The sequence below is a fragment of the Burkholderia sp. WTPI3 genome (assembly GCF_021483755.1).
Taxonomy (GTDB): domain Bacteria; phylum Pseudomonadota; class Gammaproteobacteria; order Burkholderiales; family Burkholderiaceae; genus Burkholderia.
This window is the reverse complement of record NZ_JAGIXF010000051.1, coordinates 42807-53615: the sequence shown is the minus strand read 5'-3', so window position 1 is coordinate 53615 and position 10809 is coordinate 42807. Positions and strand designations below refer to the sequence as shown.

The window sequence follows — 10809 nt, the reverse complement described above, 5'->3', positions numbered from 1 at the left end:
CAAGCGCAGGCCGACTCGGCCGGCACGGCCCGCATCGCGCGGATCGAAGCCGCTGCCGCCCGCCTTGCGGCAGCCGGCCCCGACACGCCGGCCAGTCCGGCGCCGCGCCCGAAACACCGGCAGCCTGCAATCGCTCGCGCACAGCTTGCGCGGGCGAACGCGGAACCCGAGTCCACCGATCGTTGAAGTCATTCAAGGGGATGCTCATGAACTCCGCCTACCTCGTCTTCCTGCGCCGTGCGGCTCTGGCCATGCCGCTCGCCTTCGCACTTGCCGGCTGCATGTCGTCGTCGCCGGTGTGGGACAGCCGTTTCGGCGACTCGGTGCGTGCCGTCGCACAGGCCCAGATCATCGACCCGCATGCCGCCGACCATGCGGCATCCGATCCGGGGGTCGACGGCGCGGCCGCTGCATCGGCACTCGACAACTACGACAAGTCGTTCAAGCAGCTCGAACCGAAAGGCAACACCTTCGTGATCGGCATCGGCAAGGCTGCCGAATAACGACAGCACGCTCAGGGAGAACGTCATGTCCAGCGCAGTCCGTCGTCCGAACCTCACGCGTCGCGGTTTGCACCGTCGGCGCGGTGCCGTCGCGATCATCGTCGGTCTCGCGCTGGACCGCGGCAAGCTGTATGTCACGCGCAGCGAACCGCAAAACAGCGCCGACGCGTGCGCGCTGTCCGCCGCGCATGACCTGACGTCGGCCATCGGCCTGACCGTTGCCGAAGCGGACGGGATCGCCGCCCTTCACCACGACGCCGCCGCGGGAAAGCCTCTATTCCTCGACGGGCGGCAGCGCCTGTCAATAATCGAACCGACGAGGCACACGTCATGATCAACATCCTCGTAGCTTCCGACGACACGGCGCGGCTTACCCAGATCGCGCGCCTCGTCGCCGACAGCGGCCGCTATCGGGTGACCCGCGCGGCCGGGCGCCCGTCGCAGATCGAGCATCGTACGGACGGGCTCGACGCATTCGACATCCTGCTGATCGATTGCGCGACGATCGATGCGACCGAGCTGTCCGCGATCGAGCGGATCTGCCGGCTGCATCCGGGCCTGACCGGCATCCTCGTGACGGCCGATGCGTCGCCGCACATGTTGCTGGACGCAATGCGGGCCGGCACGCGCGACGTGCTGCAGTGGCCGCTCGATCCGGCAGCGCTCGCCCGTTCGCTCGAGCGCGCCGGCGCGCAAAGCACGCGGCGCGACACCGCGGACACGCGGATCGTGTCGTTCATGTCGTGCAAGGGCGGCGCGGGAACGAGCTTCACCGCGAGCAACGTGGCGTACGAGATCGCCGAAGGCTTCAAGCGCCGCGTGTTGCTGATCGATCTGAACCAGCAGTTCGCCGATGCCGCGTTCCTCGTCAGCGACGAAACGCCGCCGTCGACGCTGCCGCAGCTCTGCACGCAGATCGAACGGCTCGACGGCGCGTTTCTCGATGCGAGCGTCGCGCACGTCACGCCGACCTTCCACGTGCTCGCCGGCGCGGGCGACCCGGTGAAGGCCGCCGAGATGCGCGAGGACGCGCTCGAATGGATCCTCGGCGTCGCCGCGCCGCGCTACGACTTCGTGATCTTCGACACCGGCGTCAGCATCAATCCGCTGTCGATAGTCGCGCTGGACCGCAGCGACGAGATTTATCTCGTGCTGCAGCCGGCGATGCCGCACGTGCGCGCGGGGCGCCGGCTGCTCGAGATCCTCGTGTCGCTCGGCTACTCGACCGACCAGTTGCGGCTCGTTGTGAACCGCGCGACGCGCGCAAGCGAGCGGACCCGCACCGCGCTGGAGGAGGTGCTCGGCCTGCAGGCGGCCTGCACGATTCCCGACGATGCCGACACCGTGCGCGAAGCGATCGACCAGGGCTATCCGTTGTCGCGCGTCGCGCGCAGCGCCGCGGTCGCACGGGCGCTGCAGGGCTGCGCGAAGCGGATCGTCGACGGCGATATGCGCGCGGGGCACGACGCGGCCAGCAGCGAACCGTTGATGTCCCGGCTGTTCGGCCGCAAGGCCGCGCCGAAGCTCAAGTCCATGTGAATTTCTCGGGGAAACCATCATGTCATTGCGCGAACAGATGTCCTTGTACCGGGCGCAGCCGCAGTCGGCAGCCGGCGAGCCGGCGTCGCCCCATTCGTCGGTACGCGACGTGTACCAGAAGCTGCGCCGCGAGATTCACCTGGCCGTGCTCGAGCGCGTCGAGCTGGAGCGTCTGTCGCGGCTGCCGCAGGATCAGGTCCGGCAGGAAATCGCCACGCTGATCTCGCGCATCCTCGACGACGAGCGGATGCCCGCGAACGACATCGAACGGCGCCAGCTCGCGATCGACGTGTACGACGAGATGTTCGGCTTCGGTCCGCTCGAAACGTTGCTGCGCGACCCTGGCATCTCGGACATCCTCGTGAACACGTACCGGCAGGTCTACGTCGAGCGCTGCGGCCAGCTCGAGCTGACCGACGTGACGTTCTATGACGACGCGCATCTGATGAAGGTGATCGAGAAGATCGTGTCGCGCGTCGGGCGCCGCATCGACGAATCGAGCCCGATGGTCGATGCGCGGCTGCCCGACGGCTCGCGCGTGAACGCGATCATTCCGCCGTCGGCGATCGACGGGCCGCTGATGTCGATTCGCCGCTTCGCGGTCAACCCGCTGAAGATGGACGATCTGGTGCGATTCAAGAGTCTGACGCCGCCGATGGCGGAGTTGCTCGATGCGCTGTCGCACGCGAAGGTGAACGTGCTCGTGTCGGGCGGCACCGGCAGCGGCAAGACGACGCTGCTCAACATCCTGTCCGGTTTCATCCCGAAAAACGAGCGGATCGTGACGATCGAGGACGCGGCCGAACTGCAGCTGCAGCAGCCGCACGTGCTGCGTCTCGAAACGCGTCCGCCCAACATCGAGGGCAAGGGCGAGATCACGCAGCGCACGCTCGTGCGCAACGCGCTGCGGATGCGGCCGGACCGGATCATCCTCGGCGAAGTGCGCGGCGCCGAAGCGCTCGACATGCTCAACGCGATGAACACCGGTCACGAGGGATCGCTCGCGACCATTCACGCGAATACGCCGCGCGATGCGCTCACGCGGCTCGAGAACATGATCAGTGTCGCCGGGCTGGCGCTGCCGCCGAAGACGATGCGCCAGCAGATCGCCTCGGCGATCTCGGTCGTCGTGCAGGCCGCGCGGCTCACCGACGGCAAGCGCAAGATCGTCAGCATCCAGGAGCTGACCGGGATGGAGGGCGACGTCATCAACATGCAGGAGATCTTTACGTTCAAGCGCACCGGCGTGGACCGCGACGGCACGGTGCGCGGCCACTTCTGCGCGACCGGTGTGCGGCCGAAATTCGTCGAGCGGCTGCAGGCCTTCGGCATCAACCTGCCGGACTCGCTGTACGACCCGTCGCAGCGCTACGAGACGAACTGACGAGCGGCCGCCGTCTGATTCCCGGGGAGGCTTCATGGGCGCGATCTTTTACGGATTTGTGATTCTGACCTTCATCGCGGTGGTGCTCGCGATCGAAGGCATCTATCAATGGTGGAACGCGCGGCACGGGATGGCCGCGCGGCGGATCGAGTCGCGCCTGCGCGCGATGTCGGCCGGCGGCAACGTGCAGCAGCAGCGGATGTCGATCCTGAAGAAGCGGATGCTCGACGAGTCGAAGCCGTTCGACCGGCTGCTGCTGCGTGTGCCGCGCGTGCATGCGCTCGACCTGACGCTGCAGCAGTCGGGCCTCGACTGGACGGTCGCGAAGCTGGTCGTGCTCGGCGCGGTTTTTGCGGTGACGGCGACGCTCGTACTGAGCTTCACCGTGCTGCCGCTCTTCGCCGTGTTGCCGATTGCGTTGCTGTGCGCGTGCCCGCCGATGCTGTACGTGATGCGGTATCGCAATCGACGGATGCGCAAGCTCCAGCGGCAATTGCCCGATATCTGCGACATGATCGCGCGCGCGCTGCGCTCAGGCCATTCGTTCACGAGCGCGCTCGGCATGGTCGGCGAGGAGTTTCCTGATCCGATGGGCGGCGAGTTCCGGATCACGTTCGACGAGATCAACTATGGCGTGTCGTTGCACGATGCGTTGATGAACCTCGCGACACGCGTGCCGGCGCACGACCTGCGCTACTTCGTGATTGCCGTGCTGATCCAGCGCGAGACGGGCGGCAACCTCGCCGAACTGCTCGACAGCATCGCGTCGCTGATCCGCGAGCGCTTCAAGCTGTTCGACAAGGTCCGCGTGCTGTCGGCGGAAGGGCGGCTGTCCGCATGGATTCTCGGGCTGCTGCCGTTCGGCGCCGCGGCCATGATGGCGCTGCTGAACCGGGAGTTTCTGTCCGTGCTCTGGGAGGATCCGGCGGGGATCAAGATGGTCGGCTCGATGCTGGTGTCGATGATCTTCGGTCTGTTCTGGATTCGCCGCATCGTGCGGATTCGCGTCTGACGCGCGTCACAGGCTTCACGAACCGTTTTGAGGCTGTCATGCAAAACCTGAGCGTAGTAGAGACCGTGATGTTGGTCGGCCTGTTCATCTTCGTGACCGGCGGTGCGTTCGTCGCGATGCTGCTGTTCGCGCCGCGCAACATGGAGCGCCGGATCCAGCAGGCCGGCGGTGCGAGCGCGGGTATCGGCATCGCCGACGGCGGCGAGCAGGCCCCGCACTGGGTGACGAAGCTGGTCGAGATGTCGAAGCCGATCTCGCGGCTGTCGGTGCCGCAGGACGGCTGGGAGACTTCGCCGCTGCGCATCCGGCTGATGAATGCCGGATGGCGCGACCCGAGTGCCGCGGCACTTTACTTCACCGCGAAGACCCTGCTCGCGCTCGCGCTGCCGTGCGCCGCGCTGCTGTCGGTGATCACGACGCGGCTCGCGGAAGAGCGGATGCTGCTGTCGTTCATCCTGATCGCGCAGGCCGGGATCGGCTACTACCTGCCGAACGTGATCCTCGCGCGGCGGATCGCGGCGCGTCAGCGGACGATCTTCGAGGATTTCCCCGACGCGCTCGACCTGCTCACCGTGTGCGTTGAAGCGGGGCTCGGGCTCGATGCGGCCTTGATGAAGGTCAGCGACGAACTGCGCTTTCGCAGCGAGGTAGTCGCGAGCGAGTTAGACCTGCTGCTGCTCGAGATGCGGTCCGGGTTCACGAAGGAGGCGGCGCTGCGCAATCTCGCGTTGCGGACCGGCGTGGAGGATATCGAATCGTTCTGCGCGATGCTGATCCAGGCGGACCGTTTCGGGACGAGCATCAGCGAATCGCTGCGCGTGCTGTCCGACATGCTGCGCACGCGGCGGCGGATGCGTGCCGAGGAGCGCGCGGCGAAGATCGCGCTGAAGCTGCTGTTTCCGCTGATTTTCTGCATCTTTCCCGCGCTGATGGGCGTGCTGATGGGGCCGGCGTTGATTCACGTGTATCGCGTGCTGCTGCCGACTTTCGTCAACATTACACATTGAGCCGAGCGAAACGAATTTCCGTGCCGCCTCGATGCAACGACCGGTCGGCACGGTCAGTGTCTTCATGGGACATTCCTTCCCCCGGGCGACGTCGCGAGACAGGTCGATCATAGCGGCGTCAATGCAACCCGGACCCATGGTCGACCCTGGATACAGCCGTAGTCCACTGCCCGCACGGGTGGCCCCCTACTGCTAACCCTGAATGGCCTGTCGTGTCCGTGTACCTGAACACGACCCACGCATCCGCGCGCCGAAGGGATGCGTCTCCTTCGTCAGACGAACCCGGCCGGGGAGTCCGGGTTCGCGCGTCACTGAAAGTGATGCACATAGCGCAGCACCATCCGCGTGCCCTGCGGCCGGTTGCGCGCATAGACCTCGAAATACGCGTTGAACAGCAGGTGATCCTGCGGCGAGAAGCTGTACATCGCGCCGGGCCCGATCGCGAGCACGGCTTCCCGCGTGCCGGATACGTCCTGCCCGTTCGCCTTCATGTCGGTGGTCTGGCGCAGCCAGTAGCCGTTGAGCCCCAGCCGCAAGCCGGGCCGCACCTCATACTCGGTCGCGAAGTTCGCATGCACGGCCTGGCCGGGCTGCGTCGACGTCACGTCGGACCCGAGCGCGCTTGCCGGTTCATGGTTGGTCGCATTCCACAGATAGTGCAGCCGCCATGACACGGTCCACTTCGGCGTGACCCAGAACGTCGCGGCCCAATACGGATCGAACGACCAGAAATGACTGCCCGGATTGATCGCGCGCGCCGGATCGTAGGCGCCGGTCGGCGCGATGAACTGGAACTCCACGCGCTGCGCAAAGCGCGGCCCCTGCGCGCCCATGACCGGATCGAACTGGATGAACGGGCCGACCAGCAGGTCGCCGAGCCCGGCACGCGAATTCAGCGCGATGTCGCCGATCCCGTCGTTGGTATGCACGGACGCCACCCACGGCAGGATCACGTCGAGCCCCGGATGCATGCCGCGGAACGTCAGCGGTGACTGGTAGACGAGCTGGCTCAGCCCCGCGAACAGGTTGATGTCCTGCTTCGGCAGCCCGACCTTGTTGCCCGCGTTGTCGTTGACGCGGCCGGCCGTGTAGTACTCGAAGTACTGCGTGCCATACCAGCCGGAGCCGGCCGGCGGCATCCCGTCGAGAAAACTCGTCATCCCCAGGTTGACCGATGGCAGGTCGGTCGCATGGGCCGGGGTGTGACCCGCGACGCCGGCGAACACGAGGCCCGCGATCGCGAGCAGGCGAGAGCCGCATTTTTTCATCACCACCTCCTGAGTATTTATTTGTAGGACTAATCAAATGATGCGTTAAAGACCGGGATGATCCGAGATCGTCCGATACTGGCCCGCATGGAATACGAGCGGCGGCTTGCGAAGCACGTCGAGCTGCTCGATCTGGCCGATAAACAGCAGGTGATCGCCGCCTTCGTAATGGCCGACGTGACGGCACACGAAGCGCGCGCTTGCGCCGTCGAGGCACGGTACGCCGCCCGAATCCGCGTCCACGTGCGGCACGCCGTCGAACTTGTCGGCGCTCGGGGTCGCGAAGCGGCGCGACAGCTCGATCTGGTCGTGCGCGAGAACGTTGATCGCGAAGTGCGTGGCCGCCACGAAATCCGGGCGGCTCGGCGCGAGCTTGCGCAGGCTCCACAGCACGAGCGGCGGGTCGAGCGACAGCGACGAGAACGAGTTGGCGGTGAGGCCGACCTTGCGCCCGTCGGCGGCGCGCGTGGTGATCACGGTGACACCGGTCGGGAACTGCCCGAAGGCGGCCCGCAATTGCGTCGGGTCGATGGCGGGATGGCCGGAAGCGGTCGTCATCATCGCGCCGGCTCCGAACGTGCAGCGTGTTCGCCGATCAGCGCGGCGCAGGCAGACGGATCGAACCACCACGGCGAGAATTGGCGCGGATCGTCGAAGCCGTCGACGATCGTCCGGGCGAGCGACGGCAACTGGCCGGCCGCGCCGAGCAGTTCGAGCACGTGCGGCGGCGGCGGAGTCAGCAGCGAGTTGGTCCAGCGCACGACGTGCTGCGCATAGGCCCAGTAGCGTTCGAACGTCTCGTGCATCCAGCCTTCGTCGAACGGCGCCGTCTCGCGCGCGAGGATCGCGTCGCCATACACCTTCGCGCACTTGGCCGCATTGTTCGAACCCTGGCCGGTGATCGGATCGTTGACGACCACCGCATCGGCCATGCCGAACACGGTGCGGCCCGACGGCAGGCGGAAGAACGGCTTGCGCACGGTCGGCGTGAAGCGCCCGGACAGCGTGCCGTTCGGGTCGGTGAGCTCGACATCGCGGCAGCGCTCGAATTCCCACGGCACGTACTGCTGCAGGAACGACAGGCTCCGGTCGAGATGCTGCTCGGGCGTCTTCACGTCGGCCCAGCAGTCGAGCGGGCCGCCGGGGATGCCTTCGAACACCATGATCTCGCACGGGCCGGTCGTGGTCAGCGCGGGGAACACGAAGTATTCGCCGATGCCCGGCAGCAGGTTGAAGCGCACGCGCGAATACGGCTGGCTCGGCGTCATGCCCTTCACGTAGGTGAGGGCCAGCGCGCGCTGCGGGCGGTCGAACGCACTGCGCGCGTCGTCGCGGCCGAGCAGGTTGACGATCTCGCCCTTGCCCGCGGCGAGCAGCACGAGATCGTGGCTGTGCGCCAGCTCCTCGAGCTCGGGCACGCCGACGTCGCAGATGCGCACGTCCGCGCCGCGACGCCCGATGGCGTCGAGCCAGTCGGCCATTTTCACGCGCTGGTCGACGGACTGCGCGTAGCGGGTCAGGCGCGACGACCAGTCGATCGCCTTGCGGCCGTTGCCGTCCGGATGCGGCACCGCGATGCCGATGCCGTCGACGGACGGGCACGCTTCTTCCCATTCGTTCAGGCCGAGGTCGCGCTCGATCTGCAACGCGGTATGGAACATGCACTGGCTCGACATGACCTTGCCGGCACGGATCTGCCCGGCGTCGCGATTGGTCGCGAGCGTGACGTGATAGCCGTGGTCGAGCAGCGTGAAGGCGAGTTGCAGGCCGGACTGGCCTGCACCGACGATGGCGATGCGTTTCATGATGAAAATCCTTGGTAGAACGAATTACATGAGGCGGAACGTGAGCCGGGAGACGTGGCTGGCGGTTATTCCGTCAGCCGCGGAATCGCCGGCACGGCCTGCTCGGGGCCCATCGCGGAGTAACCGCCGTCCACCGCATAGTCGGCGCCGGTCACGAAGCTCGCCGCGTCGCTGCACAGGAACGTGACGACCTGCGCGACTTCCGACGGGTCGCCGACGCGCCCGAGCAGATGAAACGGCGCCGCCACGCGATCGGTTTTCGCGCGGTCGCCGTGCGTCATCTCGTCCATCACGCGCGACCACGTCCATCCCGGCGACACCGAGTTCACGCGAATGCGGTCGGCGGCCAGATCCATCGCCATGCTGCGCGTGAGCTGGCGCATCGCGGCCTTCGACGTCGGGTACAGCCAGCGGCCGGTTTGCGCGCATTGCGCCGAGATCGAGCTGAAGTTCACGATGGCGCCGCCGCCGCGGCGCGTCAGGTACGGATGCACGGCCTTCGCCATCATCGCCGCCGAGACGACGTTGACATCCATCGCGGCGAGCCAGTCGTTGCGGGTGGCCTGGATGCCGTTGTCGACGTAGCTGCATGCGAGGTTGATCAGCAGGTCGACCGCGCCGAAGCGCTCGGCGACGGCCGATACCGCGCGTTCGATCGCACGGTCGTCGGTGATGTCGGTCGCGATGAACATCCCGCGTTCGCCGAGCGAATCGGCGACGCGCGCGCCGTTCCGCGCATCGAGATCGAGGATCGCGACGCACGCGCCGGCGCGGCTCAGGTCCTGCGCGACGGCGGCGCCGATCAGCGTGGCGCCGCCGGTGACGATGGCGACTTTGCCTGCAAGGGCTGTCATGGGGTGTCTCCTGATGCTTGAGTGTCGGTGGGCAAGGGCGGTGCGTGTTCAGCCTGCGTCGGGCGACTGCGCGCTGTCGTGCCAGCGGCTCATCAGCCCGTTCGACGGCACGGTTTCATCGAGCAGCTTGCGCGCCGTTTCGACGCCGGCGACGGGCAGGCCGGCCGCGTCGAGCAGGCCGATCTGCACGAGCACGCTCGCCTGATCCCAGTAGATGTGTTCGTGATAGAGCTTGTCGCCGCGGAACTTGACGATCGCGACGAGCGGGATCTCGACGCGCTTGCCGGTCGGCGCGACGCCGGGCAGCATCCAGTCGATCTCGGTCGTGTGAGTGAAGCAGAACAGCAGTTCGTCGACGATCTGGCTCGCGCCGACCGTGCGCGAGATCGGCGTGATCGTCGTGTCGGGCGGATTCGCGTGCACGAAGTGATGCGTATAGAAGCGCTTGAGTTCGTCGTAGCCGACACCGCCCGTCAGCGTCGGGATATGGTTCACGTAAGGTTGCGCGACCATCGTGGCCATCGTCGCGTCCACGTTGCGCGTGTCGAATTCGTGCCGCAGGTGTTCTTCCCACAGTGTGGACAGGTCGTAGTGCGGGCCGAGCGCCGTGCGGAATGCGGCAATCGCGCGCTGGTGCGCCATTACCGAGGCCGCCTTGTCGAAATGATCGCCGCCGATGCGCGCGAATGCGTGGTCGACGCCTAGATAAACATGCACGTCGACGCCGTCGCGGCCGGACAGCGCGGCGACGATGCGCTGCTGTGCGTCGGGCGGGCAGAAGCGGTCCTGCGCGGCGATCTGCAGCACGAGCCGCCCGCGCAGGTGCGATGCTTCGTCGAGTGCGTGCTCGATCCCGACGCCGTAATAGCTGACCGCCGCGGCCACGCCCGGCAGCCGGCACGCGGCCAGGTACGCGAGCTTGCCGCCGAGGCAGTAGCCGAGCACGCCGGCCTGGCCGGTGCATTCCGGGCGTTGCGTGAGCACGGCGAGCGCCGCCCCGATGTCCTCGACCCCCTTGTTTTCGTCGTACTCGCGATACAGCGCCATCGCGCGCTCGAAGTCGGCGGCGGAGTCGCCCAGCTCGATGCCGGGGGACTGACGCCAGAACAGGTCGGGCACGAGCACCGTGTAGCCTTCTTCCGCGTAATAGTCGGCCACGTCCCGCATCGTCGCGTTCGCGCCGAAAATCTCGTGGCACAGCACGATGCCGGGCCCTTTGCCGGCGGCCGGTACGCTCAGGTAGGCGCGAAACGTGCCGCCGTCCGGCGATGCGATCTCGATGTGATGTCCTTTCAAGTGTCCCTCCATTCTGTTCGTGGCTTGCATGGGCCCAGTATTGGCGGACGAAACGCGCGCTTCTATCCGCTTTCTTCGGCCGGTATCCGCGAATTCCGGAAACCTGCGGATCGGCCCGTCGCGTCGGGGCCGGAACGCGGC

General features: G+C 66.8%; 11 protein-coding genes and 1 pseudogene. 7 read left to right on the top strand and 5 right to left on the bottom strand.

What is annotated here, in order from left to right; all coding sequences use genetic code 11:
- The 7 genes and pseudogenes from J7024_RS24555 to J7024_RS24525 all read left to right on the top strand — a co-directional run.
- A partial coding sequence (locus J7024_RS24555; RefSeq protein WP_234745554.1) for a hypothetical protein occupies positions 1 to 186 on the top strand: 186 nt, incomplete at its 5' end.
- A 20-nt stretch (positions 187 to 206) separates the two neighbouring features.
- Positions 207 to 503 carry a hypothetical protein gene (locus tag J7024_RS24550; RefSeq protein ID WP_175750908.1) on the top strand — a complete coding sequence of 99 codons (297 nt, stop codon included), beginning with the start codon at positions 207 to 209 and terminating at the stop codon, positions 501 to 503.
- 25 nt (positions 504 to 528) lie between these two features.
- A pseudogene (locus J7024_RS24545) lies at positions 529 to 753 on the top strand (pilus assembly protein TadG-related protein); the annotation flags it as partial.
- Positions 754 to 833: 80 nt separating this feature from the next.
- Positions 834 to 2042 carry an AAA family ATPase gene (locus J7024_RS24540; protein WP_175750909.1) on the top strand — a complete coding sequence of 403 codons (1209 nt, stop codon included), beginning with the start codon at positions 834 to 836 and terminating at the stop codon, positions 2040 to 2042.
- 19 nt (positions 2043 to 2061) lie between these two features.
- Entirely contained in the window at positions 2062 to 3426 is a 1365-nt protein-coding gene (locus J7024_RS24535) for a CpaF family protein (RefSeq protein ID WP_124897208.1), read from the top strand.
- A 34-nt stretch (positions 3427 to 3460) separates the two neighbouring features.
- Positions 3461 to 4438 (top strand): type II secretion system F family protein, encoded by a 978-nt coding sequence (locus J7024_RS24530; RefSeq protein WP_124897209.1) that lies wholly within the window; start codon positions 3461 to 3463, stop codon positions 4436 to 4438.
- A gap of 38 nt (positions 4439 to 4476) precedes the next feature.
- On the top strand, positions 4477 to 5445 hold the full coding sequence (locus J7024_RS24525) for a type II secretion system F family protein (protein ID WP_175761162.1): 969 nt from the start codon (positions 4477 to 4479) through the stop codon (positions 5443 to 5445).
- 308 nt (positions 5446 to 5753) lie between these two features.
- Here the strand turns inward: J7024_RS24525 and J7024_RS24520 are convergent, their stop codons facing one another.
- From J7024_RS24520 to J7024_RS24500, 5 genes are all read right to left on the bottom strand, one after another.
- A complete protein-coding gene (locus tag J7024_RS24520) occupies positions 5754 to 6713 on the bottom strand; it encodes a SphA family protein (protein ID WP_175761161.1) in 960 nt (319 codons plus the stop codon).
- A gap of 45 nt (positions 6714 to 6758) precedes the next feature.
- Positions 6759 to 7274: a flavin reductase family protein gene (locus tag J7024_RS24515; RefSeq protein WP_175761159.1), complete on the bottom strand. Its 516-nt coding sequence runs from the start codon at positions 7272 to 7274 to the stop codon at positions 6759 to 6761.
- Positions 7271 to 8518 (bottom strand): styrene monooxygenase/indole monooxygenase family protein, encoded by a 1248-nt coding sequence (locus J7024_RS24510; RefSeq protein ID WP_175761157.1) that lies wholly within the window; start codon positions 8516 to 8518, stop codon positions 7271 to 7273. The genes J7024_RS24515 and J7024_RS24510 overlap by 4 nt, the downstream gene beginning before the upstream one ends.
- A 65-nt stretch (positions 8519 to 8583) precedes the next feature.
- Complete coding sequence (locus J7024_RS24505) at positions 8584 to 9372, bottom strand: SDR family oxidoreductase (RefSeq protein WP_175761155.1); 789 nt, start codon at positions 9370 to 9372, stop codon at positions 8584 to 8586.
- A 48-nt stretch (positions 9373 to 9420) separates the two neighbouring features.
- Entirely contained in the window at positions 9421 to 10668 is a 1248-nt protein-coding gene (locus tag J7024_RS24500) for a dienelactone hydrolase family protein (protein WP_175761153.1), read from the bottom strand.
- Positions 10669 to 10809: the final 141 nt, after the last annotated feature.